The following is a 23,347-nucleotide window of genomic DNA, read 5'->3' as shown; positions in this document are numbered from 1 at the left end:
TGAGTACGCGTACGGATGCGCGACGCCCCCGCGCCCGTCGACGCTGGCCTCATGACGACAGACCAGGGCCAGGGCCAGTACCAGCACAGCCGAGCGCCCTACATCGTGGCCATGCTCGTCCTCACCCTGATCTTCATGAGCCCGGCGATCTGGGTCTGGACCCTGCAGCTGCAGGTTGTCCAGAACCCGTCGGGTTCGGACTGGGCGGGCAACCACGAGGCGAACGTCCACTTCGCCCAGCTCACGGGCCTGATCGCCGGCGTCCCCGCCGCGGGCGGCTTCCTGGGCGCCCTGCTGGCGGCGGCCCGCCGCCACCACGCGGGCGCGGGCGCGGCGACGGGCGCATTCCTCGCCACGATCGGCCTCATCGCCTTCGGCGTCTACGACTTCCTCGCCCACTTCACGCTGGCCCCATAAGGCCCGAAGGGCCGACGGCCGGAGGGCCGACACCCGGAGGACCTGCGGCCGAACGGCCCGGGCAGGGCGCCTGGGGTGCCGCACGGTTCGGCGAGCACGTCACGAGCGCGACGGAGAAGAAGAGCGGCCGGTTCAGGTAGTACCCATGCGACACGTCGCCGCCGCACGCCAACCGCTCCGCCCCCGCCGCCGTGCGAGCGGCGATCCGCGCAGGGTCTCTGTCCTGCGGCGAAAGGAACCGAGGCGCGTGGGCTGACAACTGCTCACCGAGCCACCCGGCTGCCGCTCCGGGCTCGTCCCAGGTGGCCCGGATCAGAGCCACCGGCTTCAGCAACCAGTGCGCGGTCAGCATCGGGGGGACGTCCGCCCCGAAAAACCCCGGACTGTCGGGCCGCCTGCTCCCTTCCCGGTCGAAGACCGCCTTGTCGCCGACCCACAAGTACGCGTGCACATGCACCAGCACTCACCGTTCCACCGTTCCGGGCTGTCGAGCGGCAGCCCCAGCGGCCTGCGGCCTGGCTGGGGCCTGGAGGCGGGGCTTTGGCTGGGGCTGCCGGGGATGCCGCGTCAGGCCGAAAGGCCGAAGCGCTCGGGCTCGATACCCGCCGCACGCAGCTCGTCCGTGGTGAACCTCAGCGGCTCGGCCTGGGGACGCTTGCTGTCCCCCATGGCCCAGACACCGTCACCGACCCGCGCGAGCGTCACGCAGGATTCGCCGTCGGGGTGAGTACTGCCACCGCACGCCTTGTGGAACTGGATCCCGCCGACGGGGACGTCGTACAGATCAGCCTTGTTTCCCATGGGAAACACCCTTTCTTCAGAGGTGCGCCCATAGTGCGGCGGCTGCCGGACAATGCACTACGACCTTTTCTGATCACGAAAGAATCCGTCTCGGATGCCCTCGGCCATGGCCCGCATGTCGTCGCCGTAAACGGCGACTCCGGCGAACCGTTCGAACGTATCGAGGTACGCCCGCACATCCGCCGGCTCCCGCGTGGTGATCTCCGCGTGGAACGTCTCCACAATGACCAGCCGGTCGTCGTGAAGACTGAAACAGGTCATGGGGAAGTCCGGCATCCGCCGGTCGAGCGGCAGAATTCCGATGGAAACATTGGGAAGCCGGGACAGCGACACGATCCTGTCGAGCTGAACGGCCATCACCACCGGCTCACAGATCAGCCAGCGAAGAGTGTGTTCACAGACGAGGAACCGAAACGACCGGTGCGGCTGATAGAGCGTGTTCTGTCGTTCCAGCCGGGCCGCGATCGTTCTGGCCCGTGTCTCACCGGGAAGGGCGGGCGGCAGCGAGAAGACGGCCGACATGTACTCCGGCGTCTGAAGCAGCCCGGGAATCAACTGCCCCTGGAACAGCCTCAGGGTGTCCGTACGATCCTCGAGGGCCCGGATGGCTTGCTGGTGCTTCCACGGCCCCAGCCTCCGCAGCAGGCGCCATGCGGTGGACTCGGTGGCCTCTGCCCGCGCGGCCTCGAGGAACTCCGCCTTGGCCTCGTCGGACACACCGATGGCCTCGAGGATCAGCTCGACGTCCCTCACCGTGGGGCGGGTCCTGCAGTGCTCGATCTTGGACAGCTTTCCGGCGGACATGGAGGCCCTGCGGGCCACGGACTCGCCGGTGCGTCCCGACGCCGTCCTCAGGGCCCGCAGGGCCTTCCCCAGCTCGGCATGTCCGCTCAGCTGCGCTGATCCCAGTATTCGGAGAACGGCACAGCGTGCTCCTGTGCGATGTTCCGGTACTTCTGATACTCCGCGAGTCGTTCTGGCGCGAGTTTCTCCGCCCCTACGAACTTTCCGCCCTCGGTGTAGTTCATGCGGTAGACCTCGGCGTCATCGAACAGCCAGAAGTCATGGTCCGGCAGCCCGGCTACCGCTTGTTCCGCCAGATCGATGATTCCGATGGTTTCACCGGCGGTGACGTTCCCCGGGTACGCCGAAAGCTCGTACCGCAGGTAGTCCGTCAGAGGAGAGCGCAGCACATGCACCCTCGATACGGACTTCCCTCGGTCGGTCATGCTGCGGACCCAGGGGTTGTCGGCCCACTCGGGCAGCATCGGCTCACCGGCCAGGAATGCCTCGTACTCCGCTCGTTCCTCTTCCACGTCGTAGACGCTCAGCGTTTCCAAACGGAAGGCGCACCGCTCGAAGGTCTCGAAAATCCGGCCGAACTCAATCCCGCCGAGCACCGAAATACACCTCCAGGAGTTTGGCGGGCACCAGAACGGCCGTCTCCCCCTCCGGAAGGCGAAGCTGTGCCAGCCGCCCGGGGTCGGTGACGACGAAGCCTTGCACCACGTAGCTGTCGGCGTCTTCGGTAGCCCAGAGGGTCGGGCACGTTCCGTTCTTGCAGTCGGGGTCACCCGACAGCTTGCGTAGCATTCCTGCCCCCTCGTGTCGTCCGACGCGCTCGATGCTCCCGACCCTGTGGCACGCCGGTCAAGGCGGTCGGCTTTCCAACACGGGAAAGGGCCGCGCCGGCCCCGCCTCCGCCCCGGCGGTCCATCACATGGCATCGCGTGACATCACGTGACATCGCCATGACGCCACATGGCACCGGGTGGCGCCACTTGGCGCCATGCGGCGCCATTTCATGGCCTGGAGAGCGCGTGAGCGCGCATGGCGCCACAGTGACTCAGGTCGACTTCTTGGCGTTTGCGCAGGTCAGGATGGTCGACGCCACGCCCGCCACACGTATGGCACCACCCGGGCTTGCGCATGGCGCCATCGTGGTGCCACTATGACGTCATGGACCTGACCCCGTATGTCGACACCCTCCGCCGCGAACTTGCGGTGGCCGCCGAAGCCGGCGGGCAGGACGCTCGCGAGCTGGCCGAGCGGCTCACCGCTCCTTTGGAGTCGGCGACCCGTCTGACCATGCTCAATGTGCTCTCGGCCGCGATGGACGAGATCACCCGCGAGCTCGCCCCCGGTTCCGTCGACGTACGGCTGCGCGGGCTCGACCCCGACTTCGTGGTGACGCCGCCGCCCGCCGGCAGTGGCCCCATGGAAGCGGCCGCCGCGCCCGCCGAACTGCTCAAGGCGCACGCGCCCGCCGAAGGCGACGAGGGCGGCACCGCCCGCGTGAATCTGCGTCTTCCCGCCCACCTCAAGGCGCGCGCCGAGGAGGCCGCGAGCCGCGAGGGCCTGTCGGTCAACGCCTGGCTGGTACGGGCCGTGTCGGCCGCGGTCGACGGCGGCACCCGGCCGCGTACGCCGGAGAAGACCCGCACCGTCGGACAGAGCTTCACGGGCTGGGTGCGCTAGCCGCGCCCGCGCCCGCGCCCCAAAGAAATAAGCACGGCACCCACACCACGTCCCACCTGCGGGGACGACCCGAAGACCCAAGAGGACGGTACAGCCATGCCTTCTTTCGACACTCCCGAGCCGATTTCGACCACCGCCCGCGTGGAGGCCGGCTCCATCCAGTTCATCGCGAGCGACCGCCTCGACACGGTCGTCGAGGTGCGGCCCCGCGACCCGAAGAAGGACCTGGACGTGCGGGCGGCCGGCCAGACCGAGGTCACCTACGCGAGCGGCGTCCTGGCGGTCAGGACGCCCAAGTCCAACCTCTTCGGACGCACCGGCGTCGTCGACGTGACGGTCGAACTGCCCACGGGCTCACACGTCGACATGACCGGCGCATGGACCCAGGTGCTCGGCGAGGGCCGGCTCGGCGAGGTCCGCATGAAGACCTCGTCCGGTGACGTCCGCCTCGACGCGACCGGGCCGCTGAACCTGACCGCCTCCCACGGCTCGATCACCGTCGACCGCATCGAGGGCGCGGCCGAGATCACCACCAGCACCGGCAGCCTGCGCGTCGGCACCGTCGACGGCTCCGCCGTCCTGAAGAACTCGCACGGCACCACGACCGTGGGCGTCGCGACCGGCGACCTGCGGGTGAGCGGCGCCCACGGCGACATCGACATCGCGCGCGCCGAGGGCTCGGTCGCCGCCACCACCGCCCACGGCACGGTGCGCGTCGCCGACGTCGCGCGCGGCACGGTGCAGCTGGAGACCTCCTACGGCGCCATCGAGGTCGGCATCCGCGAGGGCACCGCCGCCTGGATCGACGCCACCTCCGGCTCCGGGCAGGTGCGCAACAGGCTCACCCCCTCCGAGACCCCCGAGGAGACCGAGGACACCGTCGAGGTTCGCGCCCGGACCCGCAACGGCAACATCGACGTCCTCCGCGCCCGCGCCTGAGCACCGGCCCCCGCCAACTCCTCCACTCCCCCAGTCACTTCAGCCACTTCAGCCTTCGAACGGGAGGGCCCCATGGGTTCGCTTGTCATGCCCACATCCAAGCTGAGCGGTCCGCAGTCCCCCACCGCCGTCTCCACCATCGGTCTGCGCAAGTCCTACGGCGACAAGACCGTGCTCGACGGCATCGATCTGCACATCCCGGCCGGATCCGTCTTCGCACTGCTCGGCCCCAACGGCGCCGGCAAGACCACGACCGTGCAGATCCTCTCCACCCTCATCACCGCCGACGCCGGGCAGGCCCAGGTCGCCGGCCACGACGTCGCCACCTCACCGGACGGCGTACGCGCCGCGATCGGCGTCACCGGACAGTTCTCCGCCGTCGACGGCCTGATCACCGGCGAGGAGAACATGCTCCTCATGGCCGACCTCCACCACCTCTCCAAGCGCGAGGGGCGGCGGGTCACAGCAGATCTGCTGGCGCGGTTCGACCTCACCGAGGCGGCGAAGAAACCCGCCTCCACCTACTCCGGCGGCATGAAGCGCCGCCTCGACATCGCCATGACCCTGGTCGGCGATCCGCGCATCATCTTCCTCGACGAACCCACCACCGGCCTCGACCCGCGCAGCCGCCACAACATGTGGCAGATCATCCGCGAGCTCGTCTCCGACGGCGTCACCGTCTTCCTCACCACCCAGTACCTGGACGAGGCCGACGAACTCGCCGACCGCATCGCCGTGCTCAACAACGGCAAAATCGCCGCCGAAGGCACCGCCGGCGAACTGAAGCGGCTCGTCCCCGGCGGACACGTCCGGCTCCGCTTCACCGACCCGGCCGCGTACCAGGCCGCCGCCTCCGCCCTGCGCGAGGCCACCCGGCACGACGAATCCCTCACGCTCCAGATCCCCAGCGGCGGCAGCCAGCGCGAACTGCGCTCCATCCTCGACTGGCTGGACGCTGTCGACGTCGAGGCCGACGAGCTCACCGTCCACACCCCCGACCTCGACGACGTGTTCTTCGCCCTCACCGGCGACGCCGGCACCCCCGAACAGCCCAAGGAGATGGCCCGATGAGCTCCCTGTCCCTGGCCCTGCGCGACTCCTCCACGATGCTGCGCCGCAACCTCCTGCACGCCCGGCGCTACCCGTCCCTCACCCTGAACCTGCTGCTCACGCCGATAATGATGCTGCTGCTCTTCGTCTACGTCTTCGGCGACGTGATGAGCGCGGGCATCGGCGGCGGTGGTGCGGACCGTTCCGCGTACATCGCGTATCTCGTCCCCGGCATCCTGCTGATGACCATCGGCGGCACCGTGGTCGGGACCGCGGTCTCCGTCTCCAACGACATGACCGAGGGCATCATCGCCCGCTTCCGCACCATGGCGATCCACCGCGGTTCGGTGCTCGTCGGGCACGTCGTCGGCAGCGTGCTGCAGTCGATCGCGAGCGTGGTCCTCGTCGGCGCCGTCGCCGTGGCCATCGGCTTCCGGTCCACCGACGCCACAGCCCTGGAGTGGCTGGCGGCGTTCGGGCTGCTCGTACTCTTCGCCCTGGCCCTCACCTGGATCGCGGTCGGCATGGGCCTGGTCAGCCCCAACGCCGAGGCCGCCAGCAACAACGCACTGCCGATGATCCTGCTGCCGCTCCTGTCCAGCGCCTTCGTCCCGATCGACTCCATGCCCGGCTGGTTCCAGCCGATCGCCGAGTACCAGCCGTTCACACCCGCCATCGAAACCCTGCGCGGCCTGCTCCTCGGCACCGAGATCGGCAACAACGGATGGCTCGCCGTCGCCTGGTGCCTGGGCCTCGCAGTCCTCGGCTACTTCTGGTCCACCTCGAAGTTCAACAGCGACCCGAAGTAACCGCGCAACCGCCATGCGGCCTGGCCTCTACGCCTTCACCTCGGCGACGAAGGCCGCCCAGGCGGCGGCCGGGAAAGTGAGGGTCGGGCCGGTGGGGCGCTTGCTGTCCCGGACGGGGACCAGGGTGGGTATGTTGTCGGCGACTTCAACACAGTCGTCGGTACCGCTGCCACCACCAGATCCGCTGTACGAGCTCTTGCGCCACACAGCAACTTCCACGCAGTTGTCGCCACCGTTGCCGTCGCCCGGCCCGCTGTACGAGCTCTTGCGCCACGCTGCGGTGCACAGGTCATCGGCGCTCATGTGCATACTCCTCTGCCGCCGATTTGATCAGGGACAAGGACGCTTCCAACGACAACGCAGCGGCCGTCACAAGATCGTATAGCCGCCTGCAGTCGCCAACCAGCGCTGGTTCGTGGAGCAATTGGCCGCTCTTCACGCCTTCGGTGTACGCCACGGGAGGTGCGTCCTCGAAGGTCATCAGGCTGAGAGCGCCACCCAGCGCCGGGGCGCCCGCACCGAAGGGGAGCACCTGCACGCCAATGCGACGCTTCTCCACCAGGTTCACCAGGTGCGCCAGTTGCTCGCTCATCGCTCCCGCACCACCAATGCTCCGCCGGATGACGCATTCGTCCAACACGACCCACAACAACGGCCTTGTTGGATGCTCGAGCATGCGAGCCCGCTCCAAGCGGGCGGTGATCCAGGTCTGGATTCTGTCTTCGGGTGCGAAGGGGAATCCGCCAAGGAAGACGCCTCGAGCGTAGGCCTCCGTCTGCAGCAGCCCGGGCACGAAGGTCGGCGCGAACTCGTGGATGGTGGAAGCCAGACCCTGGAGGTAGGCGGTTTCGGCGAAGTAGTTGGCGTATGGCGAGTTATTGATCAACTCCGTGCACATGCGCTCAAAAAAGCCCTCTGTCTGCAGCTCGACATCGATCCGCTGAGCGACATCCAGCTGAGGCTTACGCACCGCCGTCTCGAACTGTCCGATGTACGCGCCCGAGCAGAACACCCGTCTACCGAGCTCCTGTTGTGACAGCCCAACGGCCTCGCGCCGCCTTTTCAGCTCGGAGCCGAAGAACTCCCAGCCCACTTTCGACTGGCCGTACCGGCCGACCGGTCCCGGATCCTTGGCCACGGCGTACCCCCTCCGACAACAGCGGTACTGCAGAGCGCTACCCCCTCCCAAAGCCTAGCCCCGCACGGTCACGCTCTCTGTACAGCCAGTGAAAGAGCGAAGGGAACGCCGTGCGCGACAACACCCCCACCCCGCCGGAGGCGATGACGTACCGCGAGGGCACCTACGTCGTCGATACCCGTAGCGCGACGCTCGCCCAAGTCATGGGAACCGTCGGGCCCCGCGTGCAGGTTCGGCGGCCCGGGGGCGGCCGGGAGTGGGAGGTGCCGCCGCAGGCGTTGCGGCTGGCGACGCGGGAGGAGCGGGCGGCGGCCGTTCGGGGGCCGGCGTGCGAGGAGTGCGCCAGGCTGCAGGCGGCGCAGCGGGCAGCGGTGGACGGGGGTCGTAGGGATCAGGCGGTCGCGGCGACCGTGAGCCTGCGTACCCATGTCCGTAAGACCCACCTGGGGCGCACGTCATGACCGTCTTCACCACGGGCCGCATGCGGGCCGACTGTCGTCATCAGGCGGGCTGGACGCACGCCGACGGATTGTCGACATGCCGACGGTGCGGGGTGCGGCGGTTCGAGGAGTACGGGGCGCTACGGCCGCCCGGCCTGCCGCAGGCCGTGACCGTACGCCCGGATGCCGCACCCGAACGGTACTGCCCGGGCAGACGGTGCAGGCCGGCGGAGGCCGTGGGGTGACGGCGTCGGTATGGCGCCACGCGCCCCCGGCGGCCTCCCGCGCGCCCCCGTGCCGGGATGCGGGCGGGGGGAAAGGCGGCGATGCTGAGGAGGTCAGGCGTTCCCTCAAGGAGGACGATCATGTCCATGCTCGACAAGCTCAAGGGCCTGATCAAGGGCCATCCGGACCAGGCCAGGCAGGGCGTGGAGAAGGCCGGCGACGCGTTCGACACGAAGACTCAGAACAAGTACCAGAGCCAGGTCGACGCCGTGCAGCGGAAGATGAACGAGCAGATCGACGCGGACCGTCCACCTACCGACGAGCAGCGCTGACCCGAAACCGAGCCCCTGTCACCACAGTTTGTCGATCTCGCCCGGGTGGAGCGCGATGCGGCTGTGCGGGAACGTGTCCGCGTGCCTCATCGCGCGCTCGGTGAAGAAGCCGGCCATGGTGACCTTGTCGAAGCCCGGCTGGTCGCTGGGGAAGGGGTCGTGCGGGGTGCCGCCGATCAGGACGGTTCCGTCCAGGCACTGCCACCCCGCGCTCTCGTAGAAGCGACGCAGCGGACGGTCGCAGGTGAAGAGCGCCAGATCCGCCCTCGGTACGGACGGAAGCGATCCGCTTCCCGCGATCAACTCACGGGCGGCAGCCACGAGCTGTCGCCCGTTTCCCTTGCCCCGGTGTGCCGTCGCCGTGACCACGGCGCTCAGTCCGGCCGCCCGGTAGGTGTGCCCGGCGTGGGTGATGTCCTTGCTGAGGATGTCCAGCGCGGCCACCACCTCATAGGCATCGCGCCCTGTCGCGCGGGGGGTTACCAGTAGTACCGTCACAGGCCGCAGCAGCGGATCATGGGCGTCGCCGCCCGCACCGGGCCATTCCCTCTCGCGCAATGCGGCCAGCTGCATGCGGAGTTGTTCCGGAACATCGAATTCCGGGTAGACCCTGATCTCCACGTATTCCCTTTCCCTGCGGCCCCATTGATGCCGTTTCGCCGCACCCGGAAACCTTCTGTGTGCCATCCGGTGGACCAACACGCCCTGGCGAACAGTTGAACACGTCTTCGATTCTGCTCAACTCGCCGCATAGCGGACTCAATCCACCGGTCATCGGTTACCGGCAAGTCAATTCCTTGTTGCGCCCCTGTCAAAGTCGCTCGATCGATGGCACTCTCTCCTCAATTCACTCCTGCACAACTCCTGCACCAACGAGCGGCCTCACTCCAAGGCTGCCCGTAACCCCCCTCATAGGAGACTGAGTTGAGAAGCATCACCGCCACCTCCCGCAAGAACTCCCTGCGTGCCGCCGCCCTGGTCGCCTCGGCCACCATGGTCGTCATCGGTGTGCAGACGGGCTCGGCGAGCGCCTCGGCCACCAAGAGCGACGGCGGGCAGCAGCTCGCGCTCTCCGCCGGGCAGCGGGCTTCCGCGATCAAGGACGCGCAGAGCACGACCTCCTCCATCGCCTCGAAGATCGGCCTCGGCGGCAAGGAGAAGCTGGTCGTCCGTGACGTCGTCAAGGACGCGGACGGTACGGTGCACACGCGCTACGAGCGCACGTTCGACGGTCTGCCGGTCCTCGGCGGCGACCTGGTCGTGCACCAGAAGAAGAACGGTGACCGCGACGTCACCAAGGCGACCGACGCCGACATAGCCGTGCCCAGCACGACGCCCTCGCTGGCGCCTTCCGCCGCAAAGAAGAGCGCGCTCGGCGTCGCCGCCGACCAGAAGACCGCCAAGGCGGACGCCGGCCAGGCGCGCAAGGTGATCTGGGCCGCGCAGGGCAAGCCGGTCCTGGCGTACGAGACGACCGTCACCGGCGTCCAGAAGGACGGCACGCCGAGCAAGCTGCAGGTGATCACGGACGCGAACACCGGCAAGAAGCTCTTCCAGAACGAGACCGTCCACACCGGCTCGGGCACCAGCACCTACAGCGGCACCGTTCCGCTGACCACCACGCAGTCGGGCTCGAGCTACACCCTGACCGACGGCGCCCGTGGCGGCCACAAGACGTACGACCTGAACCAGGGCACCGACGGCACCGGCGCGCTCTTCACCAACTCCAGCGACGTCTGGGGCGCGGGTCGCCAGAAGGCCGCCGTCGACGCGCACTACGGTGCCGCGGTCACCTGGGACTTCTACAAGAACGTGCTCGGCCGCACCGGCATCAAGGGCGACGGCGAGGGCGCGTACTCGCGGGTCCACTACGGCAACGGCTACGTCAACGCCTTCTGGGACGACGACTGCTTCTGCATGACCTACGGCGACGGCGAGAACAACGCCAACCCGCTGACCTCGCTCGACGTGGCGGCCCACGAGATGAGCCACGGCGTCACCTCGCACACCGCCAACCTGCGCTACAGCGGTGAGTCCGGCGGCCTCAACGAGGCCACCTCCGACATCTTCGGCACCGCCGTCGAGTTCTACGCCAACAACTCGACCGACGCGGGCGACTACCTCATCGGCGAGAAGATCGACATCAACGGCGACGGCACCCCGCTGCGCTACATGGACAAGCCGAGCAAGGACGGGTCCTCGCGCGACTACTGGTCCTCGTCGCTGGGCAGCGTGGACGTCCACTACTCGTCCGGCCCCGCCAACCACTTCTTCTACCTGCTGTCCGAGGGCAGCGGCAGCAAGGTCCTGGGCGGCGTGAGCTACGACAGCCCGACCTACAACAACTCCAAGATCACGGGTATCGGCCGGGACAAGGCCACCAAGATCTGGTACAAGGCGCTGACCACGTACTTCACCTCCACCACCAACTACAAGGCCGCCCGCACCGCCACCCTGAAGGCGACCGCGGACCTCTACGGCTCCACCAGCAACGAGTACAAGACGGTCGCCAACACCTGGACCGCGATCAACGTGAAGTAACCCCCTCACGGGTCTGCACCCGGTGCCCCCGCCGCCCCTGTGGCAGCGGGGGCACCGTTGTCGTACGTACCATCGAGACGTGATCGACCTCGGCTACTCCCTCTCCCGCCGCTTCCCCGACCCCCCGCAGACGGACTACCGCACCGCGGACGTCCACACGCTGCGGCACGACCTCTTCTGCGGCGACGTCTACCTCGCCGACGTCAAGGAAGACCGGGAACTGTCCACAGCCTGGGGATGGGTGCCGGTGCTCGACTTCGCCTGGGCCCTGTGCGACATCGTCGAGAAGGTCGACCGGGACCCCCGGGGCAGCCGTTCGGCGACCACGCAGTTCGCCGAGCTGGACTTCACCGAGTCCACCGACTGCCTGGTCTTCGAACGCCGCTTCGGCTGGGTGGACGTCACCGCCGACTGGGCGCCGGACGAGCCCCCGCTCACCTTCGACCACCGGGCGCTGCGCCGCGAGGCGCGCGACTTCCTGCAGGACCTGATCGCCGACCTGGCCGACATGCACGAGGGCCTCGCCGACAACCCCGTCATCTGGGACCTGCAGAGCCGCTACCCGCGCGTGTGACCCACGGAGGCGCCCCGGCGCCGGGGCCCCGCCGGCGTCACTCCGCCGGCGGCGCCTCGACCCGGATGCCTATCGCCGCCGCGAAGGCCGGGGCGAGATCGAGGAGTTGGGCCGGGCTGACGATCGCCCCCGACAGCCGCTCGACGCCCCGGGCGATGTCCAGCTCCGCGACCGCCCGCAGGTCCACGTCCTTCATCTGCGTCCCCGTGAAGTCCACCCCGCGCAGCACGCAGTCACGGAAGACCACCCGCTCCAGCCGGGCGCCGCCGAAGTCGGCCTCGGACAGCACACAGCCGTCGAACGTCACGTCCTTGAGCACGGCCTTGCGCGCGTTCAGATAGTCGATCTTGCCGCCCTTCACGAGGACCCGCTCCAGGACCGCGCCGTGCAGCTGCACGCCGCCGAACCGGCCGTCGCGCACCTCCACGTCGCGCAGCGACGCCTCCGCCAGGTCCGTGCCCACGCCCCGCACGCCCTCCAGCACGCAGTCCACCATCCGCGCGCGGCTCAGCAGGGCCTCGTCCAGCACGCAGCGGTACAGCCCGCAGTCGCCGAAGTACGCGCCCTCCCCGCTGCGGCCGGTGAAGTCCGCATCCGTGAACGCGAGCCCGTCGTAGTCCCCCTCGGGCTCCGGCTCCCCGCCCTCGAACGGCCGCAGCTCCGGCAGCCGCACCTCCGGCAGCCTGGCCACCGGCCCCGCCTTGCCCGCCTGCCGCCGCCCGCCGCCTCGCGTCGTCGCCATGACACCCACACCCGCTTCCCCGTAGCCACCCGTCGACCCACCGGACCGTCACTGTCCGTGAACACACAGTGGCACACCCCACTGACAACGACCCCGGAACGCCTTGACCTCAAGCACGGTTCGGGTTGAAGACTCAAGGTCATCGGCATCACCGACACACGCCCTGGAGACCGCCATGCACGCCGTCCGCCTGCACGCCTTCGGCCCCGCCGAGAACCTCGTCCACGAGCGGACCGACGACCCCGTCCCCGCCCCCGGCCAGGTGCGTGTCGCGGTGGCCGCCGCGGGCGTCCACCTCGTCGACACCAGCCTGCGCTCCGGCGACCCCAACGGCCCCTACGCCCTGCCCGAGCTGCCCGCGATCCCCGGGCGGGAGATCGCCGGCACCGTCGACGCGCTCGGCGAGGGCACCGACCCCCGGTGGCTCGGGAAGCGCGTCGTCGCCCACATGGGCCCCGACAACCCCGGTGGTTACGCGGAACTCGCCGTCGTCGACGCCGACCGGCTGCACGAGCTCCCGGAAGGGCTGGCCGAGGACCAGGCCATCGCCATGATCGGAACGGGCCGCACCGCACTCGGCATCCTCGGCTTCACCGAGCTGACCGGCGACGACGTGGTCGTGGTGCCGGCGGCGGCCGGCGGCATCGGATCGCTGCTCGTGCAGTACGCCAAGCGGGCCGGGGCCACCGTCGTGGGCCTGGCGGGCGGCCCGGCCAAGGTCCGGCACGTCCGTACGCTCGGCGCGGACGTCGCACTCGACTACGACGACCCGGCCTGGGCCGACACCGCCCGTACGGCCCTGGACGGGCGCGCCGCCACCGTCGTCCTCGACGGCGTGGGCGGGCCGGCCGCGCGGGCCGCCGTCGACCTGCTCGGGCCCGGCGGCCTCCACCTCGTCCACGGCTGGTCCTCACAGGGCGTCACCGGCGGCGGGCCGCTGAACCTCACCCCCGAGGAGCTCGCCGAGCGCTCGATCACCTCCCGCGGCGCGCTGGGCCCGGCGATGCTGGAACGGTTCGGCGGCGGCCGGACCGGCCTGCGACGGCTCGAGGAGGAGTCGCTCGCCCACGCCGCCGCCGGCCACGTCGTCCCCGCCGTACAGCGCTTCCCGCTCACCGAGGCCGCCGCCGCCCACCGGGCCCTCGAGACGCGCGGCACGATCGGCAAGGTCGTCCTCGTCCCCTGAGGCCCGTCGCCGAAGAACCCCCTCCCGCCAGGGGGCGCGCGTCACCCGCCGGGCCTACCCTGGACTGCGAGTTTCTGCACGCTATCGGCCCGCCGCGCACCCCGCGGCGGCCGCGAGAGCAGATCACCATGAGCCCGACGAGCGAGCCCCCGGCGGCACCCGCGGCACCCCTCCCCCGCCGACCCACGCCGCTGGTGGGGGCTGGTGATCATCGCCCTCGCGCAGCTGATGGTCGTCCTCGACGCCACCATCGTGAACATCGCCCTCCCCTCGGCGCAGCGCGAACTGCACATGTCCGACACCAACCGCCAATGGGTGATCACCGCCTACACCCTCGCCTTCGGCGGCCTCCTGCTCCTCGGCGGCAGGATCGGCGACCTCATCGGGCGCAAACGCACCTTCATGATCGGCCTCGTCGGCTTCGCATGCGCCTCCGCCCTGGGCGGCGCCGCACACAGCCAGGGAATGCTGTTCGCCGCCCGCGCCCTGCAGGGCGCCTTCGCCGCCGTCCTCGCCCCGGCCGCGCTGTCCCTGCTGACCACCACGTTCACCGACCTCAAGGAACGCAGCAAAGCCTTCGGGATCTACGGCGCCATCGCCGGCGGCGGCGCCGCCATCGGCCTCATCGCCGGCGGCGTCCTGACCGAATACCTCGACTGGCGCTGGTGCCTCTACGTGAACGTCCCCATCGCCCTCATCGCCCTGCTCGGCGCCACCTGGCTGCTCCACGACCGCCGCCCCGCGGCCGCCGAACGACCCAGCCTCGACCTCCCCGGGGTGCTGCTCGGCTGCGGCGGCCTGGTGGCCATCGTCTACGCCTGCAGCGAGGCCGTGCCACGCGGCTGGAGCGACGCCCTGGTGCTCGGACTGCTGTGCGGCGGCGTCGCGCTGCTGGCGGCCTTCGCCTGGTGGCAGAGCCGCACCACCACCCCCCTGCTCCCCCTGCACATCATCCGCAACCGCAACCGCGCCGGCGCGCTCATCGTCATGGCACTGGCCGTCGTCGGCATGTTCGGCATGTTCCTCTTCATGACCTACTACCTACAGGTCGTCCTCGGGTACTCACCGCTCAAAGCCGGACTGGCCTTCCTGCCGATGACGGCCGCCATCGTCCTGTCCTCGACACAGCTCTCCGCACGGCTCATGAACCGCCTGCCCCCACGCCTGCTCATGACACCCGGCGCGATCGTCGCCGCCACCGGCCTGTTCCTGCTCACCTTCCTGACCGTCGAACCCGCCTACGCCTCCCACGTACTGCCCGCCATGATCCTCCTCGGCCTCGGCATGGGCCTGGTCTTCATGCCCGTCGTCAACGTCGCCACCAGCGGAGTCGACCAACGCGACTCCGGCGTCTCCTCCGCCACCGTCAACACCGCCCAACAGGTCGGCGGTTCCATCGGCACAGCCCTGCTCAACACCATCGCCACCTCCACCAGCGCGACCTACATCGCCGCCCACCTGCAGGCCGCGGCCGCGGCCGGCGCCCCCGGCCCGGCCGTACGGGACAGAGTCGTCAAAGAAGGCGTCGTCCACGGCTTCGGCATCGCCATAGGCTGGGGCACGGGCATCATGCTCATCGCGGCCGTCGTCGCCTGGACCATGGTCACCGCCCGCGCCCCCAAACACGGACCCGTCGCCCCCGAATACGCCCCCGCCTACGACCCCCACCGCATGCGGGCCGTCTGAGGGCACGCCCGTACGCCGTCCGGACGGAAAACCGGTGGCGGCCCCCACACCCCCCGGCCATGCTGACGCCCATGCTGATCAGAACCGCACACGCGGACGACTGGGCCTCCATCTGGCCCTTCTTCCACACCATCACCGCCGCCGGCCAGACCTACACCTACCCCCGCGACCTCACCTCCGAGCAAGGCCGCGGCATGTGGATGCTCACCGCCCCCGCCCGCACGGTCGTAGCCGTCGACGACGACGGAACCGTCCTCGGCAGCGCCAAGATGAACCCCAACCAGATGGGCCCGGGCGCCCACATCGCCAGCGCCAGCTACATGGTCGCCCCCGAACACGCCGGCCGCGGCGTCGGCCGGGCCCTGTGCGAACACACCCTGGACTGGGCACGCACCGAGGGCTACCACGGCATGCAGTTCAACGCCGTCGTGGAATCCAACACCCGCGCCGTCTCCCTCTGGCGCTCATGCGGCTTCACCATCATCGGCACCATCCCCGGCGCCTACCGCCTGCCCGACGGCACGTACACCGGACTGCACGTCATGCACCAAGCCCTCTGAGCCAGGACACCGTCCCCCCCCACTAGGACACCGTCCGCAATTCCCGCGCCGTGTTGTTCAACCGCCGGGCCCCGGAATCCGTACAGGCGACAATGTCCTCGATACGGACCCCGAACCGGCCCGGCAGATAAATCCCCGGCTCGATCGAGAAACACATCCCCGGCACCAACGGCAAATGCTCGCCCTCCACCATGTACGGCGGCTCATGCGTGGTGACACCGATCCCATGCCCCGTCCGATGGATGAAGTACTCGCCGTACCCCGCCTTACGGATCACCTGACGCGCCACCCGGTCGATCTCCTGGCACGCCACCCCCGGCCGCACCGCCTCGAACGCCGCCTGCTGCGCCTCACGCACCAGATCGTGCACCTTGCGCTCCTCCGACGTCGGCTCGCCCACGTGCACCGTGCGCGTCGTGTCGGAGCCGTAGCCGTCCTTCAGGCCGCCGAAGTCCAGGACGACCATGTCGCCCTCCTCGATCATCCGGTCGCCCGCCTCGTGATGCGGGTTGGCGCCGTTGGGGCCCGATCCGACGATCGTGAAATCGACCTGGCTGTGCCCGTTCTCGCGCAGCAACCGCGCCAGGTCCGCCGCCACCTCGTTTTCCCGGCGCCCCCCGAACGGCAGTTCGACGATCGCCTCGTACGTGGCGTCCGCCGCCGCCCCCGCGGCCGCCAAACGCTCCAGCTCGTACGCGTCCTTCACCGCACGCAGCATCGGCATCGCCTCCGTCAACGCCGCGTACGCCGTACCGGGAAGCGAACGCTGCAGCGCCAGCAGATGCAGCGCCCAGGCGTTGTCCGAGACGCCGTAACGACCCTGCGGATCCAGGGCCTTGACGATCTCCGCATACGGATTCTCGCCGTCCGCCCAGCCGGCGATCCTCAACGCACCCGCACCCGGCGCCTTTTCGGCGTCCGGCCGCTCCAAGTGCGGGACGACAAGCCAGGGCTTGCGGTCCGGGAGCAGCAGCAGCGCGGTCAGGCGCTCGGTGGTCACCGGCTCATAACCGCACAGCCATACGAGGTCGGGGCCCGGCGCGACGACCAGACCCGCCAGCCCCTCCTGCACCGCCGCCCGGACGGCACGGTCCATGCGCGCGGCATAGAAATCCACATCGCTCATGGGGGCAGAGTAATCCCGACGGGGGCAGTCGGCAGGGCGGTCTCTACCCCACGGGTGAGAGGGCCCTCCTCCCCAGGGCGGAGAGGCCCCCACCCCAGGACCGATTTCCCCCTGACTCCCCGGAAATCGTTGTGCCCGCGGAACTCCGATGCCTAGCGTGTTCATGCCCGTGCCGAACGCCAGCACGATCATCCTCCCCGCGTCCGACGCCTGAAAAACAGCGAAGTTGAAGGAGCACCATGTTCCGACGAGTCGGGCGGTTCGCCGTCCACCGGCCCTGGCTCACGATCGCGGGCTGGATCATCGCAGCCGTGGCCCTCGCCATGCTGGCACCGGGACTGAAGTCCACCACCGACGAAACCGAATTCCTGCCCTCACACTACGAATCCGTACGCGTCGGCAAACTCCAGCAGGAGGCCTTCCCGCAAACCGAACAACCCGCCGCCATCGCCGTCTTCCAACGCGCCGACGGCGGCAAGCTCTCCCCCGACGACCAACGCGACATCGCCAAGGTCGCCGCCGGACTCGAGAGCAAGCACCGCGAGAAGATCGGCAAGGTCGTCACCGGCCCCCAGGCCGTCTCGCCCAACGGCGAGATAGCCCTCGCCAACATCATCGCCACCACCAAGAACTCCTACGACGAGAAGCTGCCCGCCTCCGTCAAGAAGCTCCGTGAGGACGCCAAACCGCTCCTCAAGGACACCCACCTGAAGATGGGCATCACCGGCCAGGCCGCCAGCAACCTCGACTCCCAGGAGTCCTCCGGCGACACCGACGCCATGATCATGATGGCGACGCTGGTCCTCATCGTCGTCCTGCTGCTCGTCATCTTCCGCAGCCCGCTCATCGCGATCCTGCCGGTCCTGATCATCGGCGTCGTCTTCTCCGTCGCCCTCGGCCTCATCGGCACCGCCGCCGACCTCGGCGGAATGAAGGCCGACAGCTCCATCTCCGCGATCCTCATCGTCGTCCTCTTCGGCGTCGGCACCGACTACATCCTCTTCCTCCTCTTCCGCTACCGCGAACACCTGCGCAACGGCCAGGAACCCAAGCAGGCCCTCGTCGACGCCGTCGCCAAGGTCGGCGAAACCATCGCCTCCGCCGCCGGCGCCGTCATCGTCGCCTTCCTCGCCCTCCTCCTGTCCACCATGGGCATGATGCGCGCCATGGGCCCCTCGCTGGCCATCTCCGTCGCCGTCACACTCGTCGCCGCGCTCACGCTCGTACCCGCCGTCTTCTCCCTCCTCGGCACCAAGGCCTTCTGGCCCTCCAAGGCCTGGAAGAAGGCCCCCAGGAACCGCTTCGCCAACGCCGTCGGCGGCGTCGTCGCCCGACGCCCCGCCCTGGTCGCGGTCCTGTCCACCGCCGTACTCGCCGTCCTCGCCGTCGGCACCTTCAGCTTCCGGGCCGAATTCGACACCTCCAGCCAGATGCCGCAGAAGCTGGAATCCGTCCAGGCCATGAAGGACATGCAGCGCGGCTTCTCCGCCGGCCAGTCCGACCCGGCGATGGTCTACCTCAAGTCCAAGGACGGCTCCCGCCTCGACAAGGCCGCTCTCGAGACCTACCGCGCCCGTCTGGAGGCCGTCGACGGCGTCGGCAAGGCCGCGCCCGCCGTCACCAACCCCGACGGCTCCGTCGCCCAGTACAGCGTCGTCCTCAAATACGGCCCCACCGCCGACAAGGCCATCGCCCTCGCCGGCGGCCCCCTGCGCGACAACGCCCACAAGGCCGCACCGGCCGGCACCGAAGCCCTCGTCGGCGGCACCTCCGCCGTCCTGTCCGACGTCAAGGACGCCGTCGCCCACGACTACCGCGTCGTCTTCCCCGTCGCCGGACTCGCCATCATGATCATCCTGGGCCTGCTGCTGCGCAGCCTCGTCGCGCCCCTCTACCTGATGATCGCCGTGGCCCTCGGCTTCGGCGCCACCCTCGGCTCCACCGTCTGGCTCTTCCAGGACTACAAGGGCGAGAGCGGCCTGCTGTTCATGCTGCCGGTCATCGTCTACCTCTTCGTCGTCGCCATCGGCACCGACTACAACATCCTCATGGTCGCCCGCCTCCGCGAAGAGGTCCGCCGCGGCATCCCGCCCCGCGAGGCCATCCGCACCGCCGTCGCCCAGTCGGCCCCCACGATCGCCTCCGCCGCGATCATCCTCGCCGGCACCTTCGGCGTCCTGATGCTGGCCGACAACTCCATGCTCCAGCAGATGGGCTTCGCCGTGGCCTTCGGCATCCTGCTCACCGCCTTCGTCATGGCGATGCTGCTCGTCCCCACGGTCACCTCGCTCCTGGGCCACAAGGCCTGGTGGCCGGGCCACCAGGACGCCCCCCGGCAGCCGGCCGTGGCGGCGGACCCGCAGGGCGCGGACACGGTGACGTGGAGCAAGGAGGGCGAGGAGGCGCGGCGATAGCCGTATGACCTGTTCGCCAGAGCAAAAACGTAACGGCCCTCCGGGATCGCTCCCGGAGGGCCGTTACGTGCGCTGAGCTGCGCTTTTACCGAGCCGCCTGTCGGAATCGAACCGACGACCTACGGGTTACAAAGCCGTTGCTCTAGCCAACTGAGCTAAGGCGGCAGCGCCTACGGACTGATGCCCGTATAGGCGAGACCACTCTACACAGGGCCCAGTTCCACCATCCACAAAGCAGGCGAGCGGCCACCGCACCCGGCCCCGGAATGTACTGCCCTATTTATGCCGAGAAAATGACTTAGCCCTTCATCCGTGTCTTTATCAGCTCTTCGCCGTTGACACTGATGCGCTGGTCCGATCGTCAGCACATGGGAGGGGTTGATGGCAGGGCAGGAGGGGTCGCCCGCCGACCGGCCGGCCAGGGTCACCGGCGACGAGGCGCGGCGCATCAAGCGTGAAGACCTCGGGATACCCGGGCGCAGCAAGCACGAGAAGCGGGCCGCTGTGCCCGTGAAGGGGCGTACGAAGGCGGCGGGCACGCGGGAGCGTACCTATCGTTTCCGTTTCCATCCGAGCCCTGGTCAGGCGGATCAGTTGGTGAGGACCTTCGGTGCCTGTCGGTGGGTCTACAACCGGGGTTTGGACCTTCGTCGGGAGGGTTGGGAGCGGCATCGTGTGTCGATCGGTTATGCGGAGACGTGCCGGGCGTTGACGGGGTGGCGGCGGGCCGAGGAGACGTCGTGGTTGCGGGAGGTGTCGTCGACGGTGTTGCAGCAGTCGTTGCGGCATCTGGACGGTGCGTTCAAGCGGTTCTTCCGGGAGGCGGCCCGGTATCCGCGGGGGAAGAAGAAGGGCCGGTCGAGGGATTCGGCTACGTATGTGCGGACGGGATTCCGTTGGCTGGAGGACCCGGAGCGGCCCGGGACGGGGCTCGTGACGCTGGCCAAGCAGTCCGAGCCGTTGGATGTGCGGTGGTCGCGTGCGCTGCCGCCGGGGGCGCATCCGGTGAAGGTCACGGTGACGCGGGACAGGGCGGGGAGGTACTTCCTGTCGGTTCTCGTCGAGGAGAGCGTCTCCCGGCTCTCCCCTGTCGTCGGTAAGGCCGTCGGTCTGGATGTGGGGATCACGTCGCTGGTGACGCTGGACGACGGCAGCAAGGTCGACCATCCACGTCTGCTGCGGCGCTACCGCGCCCGGCTGGCGCGGCTGCAGCGGCAGTTGCATCGCAAGCGGAGGGGGTCCAGAAACCGCGAGAAGGCACGGCTGGCCATCGCCCGCCTGTATGCCCGTATCAGTGACGTACGCAGAGATCTGCTCGATCAGCTCACCACCCGCCTCGTGCGCGAGAACCAAGTGCTCGTGGTGGAGGGTTTGGACATCGAGGGGTTGAAGCGTCGTCGGTCCGGCATGGACAAGCGGCTGCGGGCCAGGCTCAATGAGGGGATCACGGATGCGGGCTGGGGTGCGTTGCTGCGCCGGCTCGCCTACAAGGCCGAGTGGTACGGCCGGACGCTGGTCGTCGTCGACCCGCGTTATCCGTCCACGAGGATTTGTTCTCGTTGCCAATCCGTGGAAGGCCCAACCGATTTGTCGGTACGCGTCTGGACCTGTGCGTCATGCGGTGCGACTCACGACCGGGACGGGAACGCGGCGGTGAATCTCCGGGAGGAGGGGCTGCGTCTGTATCGCCTGGTGGTGGGCGCTGATCCGGGCGAGCGGGTGGCACCGCCCCTGATCAGGGCCGTCGACCTCGCCACGTACGGGCAAGCAGTTTGAGATAGACACGCCACACCGGACCGACGGGCCGTCGGCCGTAACGCCTGTGGAGCCTGCGCAAGACCAGCCGGGGCATTCTTCAAGGATGCCGCCGCGAGCGGAGAATTCCGCTCGTTGCTGGCTGCGGGCGGAAAGCACCCATGGCGGGTGAAGGAAGCAGGAAGCCCAAGCCAGTGAGGGCATGGTCAAAAGATAGGTGCTCTGCCTCTCTCCCCCCCCACATCGTGACCCGCCACCTGCTGACAACCGCCCTTCGCGCGGGTACCGTCACCAGCACCCCAGCCCAAATGGACTGGACCACTCCCTCTACTCGGATCGTCCGGCACGTTCCTGCCGGTGAAGGGACTCATCACCATGGCCACGGTCACGTATGACAAGGCGACCCGCATCTACCCGGGTTCCGACAAGCCCGCCGTCGATCAGCTCGACATCTCGATCGAGGACGGCGAATTCCTCGTCCTGGTCGGCCCCTCGGGCTGCGGCAAGTCCACCTCGCTGCGGATGCTGGCGGGGCTCGAGGACGTCGACGGCGGGGCGATCCGCATCGGCGACCGCGATGTGACGCACCTGCCGCCCAAGGACCGGGACATCGCGATGGTGTTCCAGAACTACGCGCTGTACCCGCACATGACCGTCGCCGACAACATGGGCTTCGCCCTGAAGATCGCGGGTGTCAACAAGGCCGAGATCCGGCAGAAGGTCGAGGACGCGGCCCGCATCCTGGACCTCACGGAGTACCTGGGCCGCAAGCCCAAGGCGCTCTCCGGCGGTCAGCGTCAGCGTGTGGCGATGGGGCGTGCGATCGTCCGTGAGCCGCAGGTGTTCCTGATGGACGAGCCGCTGTCGAACCTGGACGCGAAGCTGCGTGTGCAGACCCGTACACAGATCGCGGGGCTGCAGCGGCGGCTCGGCATCACGACGGTGTACGTCACGCACGACCAGGTCGAGGCGATGACGATGGGCGACCGGGTCGCGGTGCTCAAGGACGGGCTGCTGCAGCAGGTGGACTCGCCGCGCAACATGTACGACCGTCCGGCCAATCTCTTCGTGGCGGGTTTCATCGGCTCGCCGGCGATGAACCTGGTGGAGGTGCCGATCACGGACGGCGGCGTGAAGTTCGGCAACAGCGTGGTGCCGGTCTCGCGCGAGGCGCTGACGTCCGCCGCCGACAAGGGCGACCGGACGGTGACGGTGGGCGTCCGGCCCGAGCACTTCGATCTGGTGGACGGCGCCGGTTCGGCGGGTTCGCTGAGCAAGGACGCGCCGGCGGGTGTGGCCGTGACCGTGAACGTGGTCGAGGAGCTGGGCGCCGACGGCTACGTGTACGGGACCGCCGAGGTCGGTGGCGAGCAGAAGGACATCGTGGTCCGCGTCGACGGGCGCAACGTCCCGGCGAAGGGTTCCGTGCTGCACGTGGTGCCGCGGCCGGGCGAGCTGCACGTGTTCTCGACGTCCTCGGGCGAGCGCCTGAGCGACTGATCCCGGGGCGGTCCGGGCGGCCGGCGCACGGGGGTCGGAGGTGAGTGGGGCGGTGTTGTCGCGGGGGTTTCCGCTCGGGCGGTAAATACCCCGGCAGACCCCTCATTTCGACTTCCGTGCGTCAACCCGGCACCTGCATACGGGCGCGGCGGCATCACTCGACCGGGTGACTAAATGTCGCCGCGACATTACGCCTCGCTACCATCTGCGGCATGAACCAGGCCGCCCGCCGCATCGGCAGAACTCTCGCTCTCGTCCTCCCGGTCGTTCTTGTGCTCTCGGGGACTCTCGCGGTGACGCGCGTCCCCTGGGCGGCGCCGAACGCCGAGTCGCAGGTGCTCACCGCGTCCTCCGACAACGCCTCGACCGTCGCCACGGCGCGCGCGCCGCACGAGGTGCTGCGCGACCGGCTGCTGAGCGAGCTCCAGGAGAAGAACCCCGGCGTCGCGCTGACGCATCTGCAGGAGGCGACCAACGGCCGCCCCTCGCTGGCCCGTCACTGCATGGACATCGCGAAGGCGCTGGGTCAGGCCGCGGTCCGTAAGTACCGTTCGGCCAAGGTGGCCAACGCTTACTCCCGCCCGGTCTGCGACACGTCCTTCGCCACGGGTGTCGCCCAGGGTCACTGACGGGG

At 69.1% G+C, this 23,347-nt stretch carries 26 protein-coding genes and 1 tRNA gene; 17 read left to right on the top strand and 10 right to left on the bottom strand.

Going from position 1 to position 23,347, the window contains the following annotated elements; translation table 11 throughout:
* Positions 1 to 51: 51 nt before the first annotated feature.
* Positions 52 to 417, top strand: coding sequence for a hypothetical protein (locus J1792_RS08685; protein WP_143587576.1), 366 nt, complete (start codon positions 52 to 54; stop codon positions 415 to 417).
* 567 nt (positions 418 to 984) lie between these two features.
* Here J1792_RS08685 and J1792_RS08680 read toward each other — a convergent pair.
* From J1792_RS08680 to J1792_RS08665, 4 genes are read right to left on the bottom strand one after another with little or no spacing between them, the layout of a single operon-like run.
* Positions 985 to 1,218, bottom strand: a complete 234-nt coding sequence (locus tag J1792_RS08680) for a DUF397 domain-containing protein (protein WP_086566998.1) — start codon at positions 1,216 to 1,218, stop codon at positions 985 to 987.
* A 57-nt stretch (positions 1,219 to 1,275) separates the two neighbouring features.
* Positions 1,276 to 2,094 carry a helix-turn-helix domain-containing protein gene (locus tag J1792_RS08675; RefSeq protein ID WP_278251604.1) on the bottom strand — a complete coding sequence of 273 codons (819 nt, stop codon included), beginning with the start codon at positions 2,092 to 2,094 and terminating at the stop codon, positions 1,276 to 1,278.
* Positions 2,095 to 2,108: 14 nt separating this feature from the next.
* Entirely contained in the window at positions 2,109 to 2,618 is a 510-nt protein-coding gene (locus J1792_RS08670) for a DUF6879 family protein (RefSeq protein ID WP_207246937.1), read from the bottom strand.
* Complete coding sequence (locus tag J1792_RS08665) at positions 2,602 to 2,811, bottom strand: hypothetical protein (protein ID WP_086566994.1); 210 nt, start codon at positions 2,809 to 2,811, stop codon at positions 2,602 to 2,604. The genes J1792_RS08670 and J1792_RS08665 overlap by 17 nt, the downstream gene beginning before the upstream one ends.
* 366 nt (positions 2,812 to 3,177) lie before the next feature.
* Between J1792_RS08665 and J1792_RS08660 the strand changes: the two genes are divergently transcribed.
* The 4 genes from J1792_RS08660 to J1792_RS08645 all read left to right on the top strand — a co-directional run bounded on the left by J1792_RS08660 (position 3,178) and on the right by J1792_RS08645 (position 6,494).
* Positions 3,178 to 3,696 carry a toxin-antitoxin system HicB family antitoxin gene (locus J1792_RS08660; protein ID WP_086566992.1) on the top strand — a complete coding sequence of 173 codons (519 nt, stop codon included), beginning with the start codon at positions 3,178 to 3,180 and terminating at the stop codon, positions 3,694 to 3,696.
* A 96-nt stretch (positions 3,697 to 3,792) separates the two neighbouring features.
* Complete coding sequence (locus tag J1792_RS08655; RefSeq protein WP_086566991.1) at positions 3,793 to 4,635, top strand: DUF4097 family beta strand repeat-containing protein; 843 nt, start codon at positions 3,793 to 3,795, stop codon at positions 4,633 to 4,635.
* A gap of 87 nt (positions 4,636 to 4,722) precedes the next feature.
* On the top strand, positions 4,723 to 5,706 hold the full coding sequence (locus J1792_RS08650; protein ID WP_207246936.1) for an ATP-binding cassette domain-containing protein: 984 nt from the start codon (positions 4,723 to 4,725) through the stop codon (positions 5,704 to 5,706).
* A complete protein-coding gene (locus J1792_RS08645) occupies positions 5,703 to 6,494 on the top strand; it encodes an ABC transporter permease (RefSeq protein ID WP_207246935.1) in 792 nt (263 codons plus the stop codon). The genes J1792_RS08650 and J1792_RS08645 overlap by 4 nt, the downstream gene beginning before the upstream one ends.
* A gap of 27 nt (positions 6,495 to 6,521) precedes the next feature.
* On the opposite strand, the gene J1792_RS08640 is transcribed toward J1792_RS08645, so the two are convergent.
* A complete protein-coding gene (locus tag J1792_RS08640) occupies positions 6,522 to 6,797 on the bottom strand; it encodes a DUF397 domain-containing protein (RefSeq protein ID WP_086566986.1) in 276 nt (91 codons plus the stop codon).
* The gene (locus J1792_RS08635; protein ID WP_307842924.1) at positions 6,784 to 7,632 is read right to left on the bottom strand and encodes a helix-turn-helix domain-containing protein; all 849 of its coding nucleotides are present in this window, start codon (positions 7,630 to 7,632) and stop codon (positions 6,784 to 6,786) included. The genes J1792_RS08640 and J1792_RS08635 overlap by 14 nt, the downstream gene beginning before the upstream one ends.
* A gap of 110 nt (positions 7,633 to 7,742) precedes the next feature.
* Between J1792_RS08635 and J1792_RS08630 the strand changes: the two genes are divergently transcribed.
* The 3 genes from J1792_RS08630 to J1792_RS08625 all read left to right on the top strand — a co-directional run bounded on the left by J1792_RS08630 (position 7,743) and on the right by J1792_RS08625 (position 8,629).
* Positions 7,743 to 8,093 carry a hypothetical protein gene (locus tag J1792_RS08630; RefSeq protein ID WP_207247131.1) on the top strand — a complete coding sequence of 117 codons (351 nt, stop codon included), beginning with the start codon at positions 7,743 to 7,745 and terminating at the stop codon, positions 8,091 to 8,093.
* The gene (locus J1792_RS35725) at positions 8,090 to 8,317 is read left to right on the top strand and encodes a DUF6255 family natural product biosynthesis protein (protein ID WP_372446080.1); all 228 of its coding nucleotides are present in this window, start codon (positions 8,090 to 8,092) and stop codon (positions 8,315 to 8,317) included. Before J1792_RS08630 ends, J1792_RS35725 begins: the two co-directional genes overlap by 4 nt.
* A 120-nt stretch (positions 8,318 to 8,437) precedes the next feature.
* Positions 8,438 to 8,629 (top strand): antitoxin, encoded by a 192-nt coding sequence (locus tag J1792_RS08625; protein ID WP_086566981.1) that lies wholly within the window; start codon positions 8,438 to 8,440, stop codon positions 8,627 to 8,629.
* Positions 8,630 to 8,647: 18 nt separating this feature from the next.
* On the opposite strand, the gene J1792_RS08620 is transcribed toward J1792_RS08625, so the two are convergent.
* Complete coding sequence (locus J1792_RS08620) at positions 8,648 to 9,250, bottom strand: GNAT family protein (protein ID WP_086566979.1); 603 nt, start codon at positions 9,248 to 9,250, stop codon at positions 8,648 to 8,650.
* Between the two features lie 303 nt (positions 9,251 to 9,553).
* Between J1792_RS08620 and J1792_RS08615 the strand changes: the two genes are divergently transcribed.
* A complete protein-coding gene (locus tag J1792_RS08615) occupies positions 9,554 to 11,170 on the top strand; it encodes a M4 family metallopeptidase (protein ID WP_242645482.1) in 1,617 nt (538 codons plus the stop codon).
* Positions 11,171 to 11,249: 79 nt separating this feature from the next.
* Positions 11,250 to 11,744 carry a hypothetical protein gene (locus J1792_RS08610; protein WP_086566975.1) on the top strand — a complete coding sequence of 165 codons (495 nt, stop codon included), beginning with the start codon at positions 11,250 to 11,252 and terminating at the stop codon, positions 11,742 to 11,744.
* Between the two features lie 37 nt (positions 11,745 to 11,781).
* On the opposite strand, the gene J1792_RS08605 is transcribed toward J1792_RS08610, so the two are convergent.
* Positions 11,782 to 12,486 carry a pentapeptide repeat-containing protein gene (locus J1792_RS08605; RefSeq protein ID WP_207246934.1) on the bottom strand — a complete coding sequence of 235 codons (705 nt, stop codon included), beginning with the start codon at positions 12,484 to 12,486 and terminating at the stop codon, positions 11,782 to 11,784.
* Positions 12,487 to 12,661: 175 nt separating this feature from the next.
* Here J1792_RS08605 and J1792_RS08600 point away from each other — a divergent pair, with 175 nt between their 5' ends.
* The 3 genes from J1792_RS08600 to J1792_RS08590 all read left to right on the top strand — a co-directional run bounded on the left by J1792_RS08600 (position 12,662) and on the right by J1792_RS08590 (position 15,918).
* Positions 12,662 to 13,672, top strand: coding sequence for a zinc-binding dehydrogenase (locus J1792_RS08600; RefSeq protein WP_086566974.1), 1,011 nt, complete (start codon positions 12,662 to 12,664; stop codon positions 13,670 to 13,672).
* Between the two features lie 204 nt (positions 13,673 to 13,876).
* Positions 13,877 to 15,358, top strand: a complete 1,482-nt coding sequence (locus J1792_RS08595) for an MFS transporter (RefSeq protein ID WP_207246933.1) — start codon at positions 13,877 to 13,879, stop codon at positions 15,356 to 15,358.
* A 71-nt stretch (positions 15,359 to 15,429) separates the two neighbouring features.
* The gene (locus J1792_RS08590; RefSeq protein WP_086575275.1) at positions 15,430 to 15,918 is read left to right on the top strand and encodes a GNAT family N-acetyltransferase; all 489 of its coding nucleotides are present in this window, start codon (positions 15,430 to 15,432) and stop codon (positions 15,916 to 15,918) included.
* A gap of 22 nt (positions 15,919 to 15,940) precedes the next feature.
* Here the strand turns inward: J1792_RS08590 and J1792_RS08585 are convergent, their stop codons facing one another.
* A complete protein-coding gene (locus tag J1792_RS08585; protein ID WP_086575273.1) occupies positions 15,941 to 17,044 on the bottom strand; it encodes an aminopeptidase P family protein in 1,104 nt (367 codons plus the stop codon).
* A gap of 239 nt (positions 17,045 to 17,283) precedes the next feature.
* Here J1792_RS08585 and J1792_RS08580 point away from each other — a divergent pair, with 239 nt between their 5' ends.
* A complete protein-coding gene (locus J1792_RS08580) occupies positions 17,284 to 19,458 on the top strand; it encodes an MMPL family transporter (RefSeq protein ID WP_086575078.1) in 2,175 nt (724 codons plus the stop codon).
* Positions 19,459 to 19,549: 91 nt separating this feature from the next.
* Here J1792_RS08580 and J1792_RS08575 read toward each other — a convergent pair.
* Positions 19,550 to 19,623: transfer RNA gene (locus J1792_RS08575), tRNA-Thr, on the bottom strand.
* A 216-nt stretch (positions 19,624 to 19,839) separates the two neighbouring features.
* On the opposite strand from J1792_RS08575, the gene J1792_RS08570 reads away from it, so the two are divergent.
* From J1792_RS08570 to J1792_RS08560, 3 genes are all read left to right on the top strand, one after another.
* Positions 19,840 to 21,234: an RNA-guided endonuclease InsQ/TnpB family protein gene (locus tag J1792_RS08570; protein ID WP_207246932.1), complete on the top strand. Its 1,395-nt coding sequence runs from the start codon at positions 19,840 to 19,842 to the stop codon at positions 21,232 to 21,234.
* Positions 21,235 to 21,588: 354 nt separating this feature from the next.
* Positions 21,589 to 22,713 carry an ABC transporter ATP-binding protein gene (locus tag J1792_RS08565; RefSeq protein WP_207247118.1) on the top strand — a complete coding sequence of 375 codons (1,125 nt, stop codon included), beginning with the start codon at positions 21,589 to 21,591 and terminating at the stop codon, positions 22,711 to 22,713.
* Positions 22,714 to 22,925: 212 nt separating this feature from the next.
* Positions 22,926 to 23,342, top strand: a complete 417-nt coding sequence (locus J1792_RS08560) for a hypothetical protein (RefSeq protein ID WP_086575080.1) — start codon at positions 22,926 to 22,928, stop codon at positions 23,340 to 23,342.
* Positions 23,343 to 23,347: the final 5 nt, after the last annotated feature.

This window comes from Streptomyces triculaminicus (assembly GCF_017349075.1).
Classification (GTDB): domain Bacteria; phylum Actinomycetota; class Actinomycetes; order Streptomycetales; family Streptomycetaceae; genus Streptomyces; species Streptomyces triculaminicus.
This window is presented reverse-complemented; position numbering and strand designations above follow the sequence as displayed.

What these genes read in the sequence shown, in the direction of transcription:
- J1792_RS08685 (WP_143587576.1), top strand. Translation starts at nt 52, where the DNA reads ATGACGACAGACCAGGGCCAGGGCCAGTACCAGCACAGCCGAGCGCCC.
- J1792_RS08680 (WP_086566998.1), bottom strand. Translation starts at nt 1,218, where the DNA reads ATGGGAAACAAGGCTGATCTGTACGACGTCCCCGTCGGCGGGATCCAG.
- J1792_RS08665 (WP_086566994.1), bottom strand. Translation starts at nt 2,811, where the DNA reads ATGCTACGCAAGCTGTCGGGTGACCCCGACTGCAAGAACGGAACGTGC.
- J1792_RS08660 (WP_086566992.1), top strand. Translation starts at nt 3,178, where the DNA reads ATGGACCTGACCCCGTATGTCGACACCCTCCGCCGCGAACTTGCGGTG.
- J1792_RS08655 (WP_086566991.1), top strand. Translation starts at nt 3,793, where the DNA reads ATGCCTTCTTTCGACACTCCCGAGCCGATTTCGACCACCGCCCGCGTG.
- J1792_RS08650 (WP_207246936.1), top strand. Translation starts at nt 4,723, where the DNA reads ATGCCCACATCCAAGCTGAGCGGTCCGCAGTCCCCCACCGCCGTCTCC.
- J1792_RS08645 (WP_207246935.1), top strand. Translation starts at nt 5,703, where the DNA reads ATGAGCTCCCTGTCCCTGGCCCTGCGCGACTCCTCCACGATGCTGCGC.
- J1792_RS08640 (WP_086566986.1), bottom strand. Translation starts at nt 6,797, where the DNA reads ATGAGCGCCGATGACCTGTGCACCGCAGCGTGGCGCAAGAGCTCGTAC.
- J1792_RS35725 (WP_372446080.1), top strand. Translation starts at nt 8,090, where the DNA reads ATGACCGTCTTCACCACGGGCCGCATGCGGGCCGACTGTCGTCATCAG.
- J1792_RS08625 (WP_086566981.1), top strand. Translation starts at nt 8,438, where the DNA reads ATGTCCATGCTCGACAAGCTCAAGGGCCTGATCAAGGGCCATCCGGAC.
- J1792_RS08605 (WP_207246934.1), bottom strand. Translation starts at nt 12,486, where the DNA reads ATGGCGACGACGCGAGGCGGCGGGCGGCGGCAGGCGGGCAAGGCGGGG.
- J1792_RS08600 (WP_086566974.1), top strand. Translation starts at nt 12,662, where the DNA reads ATGCACGCCGTCCGCCTGCACGCCTTCGGCCCCGCCGAGAACCTCGTC.
- J1792_RS08590 (WP_086575275.1), top strand. Translation starts at nt 15,430, where the DNA reads ATGCTGATCAGAACCGCACACGCGGACGACTGGGCCTCCATCTGGCCC.
- J1792_RS08585 (WP_086575273.1), bottom strand. Translation starts at nt 17,044, where the DNA reads ATGAGCGATGTGGATTTCTATGCCGCGCGCATGGACCGTGCCGTCCGG.
- J1792_RS08580 (WP_086575078.1), top strand. Translation starts at nt 17,284, where the DNA reads ATGTTCCGACGAGTCGGGCGGTTCGCCGTCCACCGGCCCTGGCTCACG.
- J1792_RS08570 (WP_207246932.1), top strand. Translation starts at nt 19,840, where the DNA reads ATGGCAGGGCAGGAGGGGTCGCCCGCCGACCGGCCGGCCAGGGTCACC.
- J1792_RS08565 (WP_207247118.1), top strand. Translation starts at nt 21,589, where the DNA reads ATGGCCACGGTCACGTATGACAAGGCGACCCGCATCTACCCGGGTTCC.
- J1792_RS08560 (WP_086575080.1), top strand. Translation starts at nt 22,926, where the DNA reads ATGAACCAGGCCGCCCGCCGCATCGGCAGAACTCTCGCTCTCGTCCTC.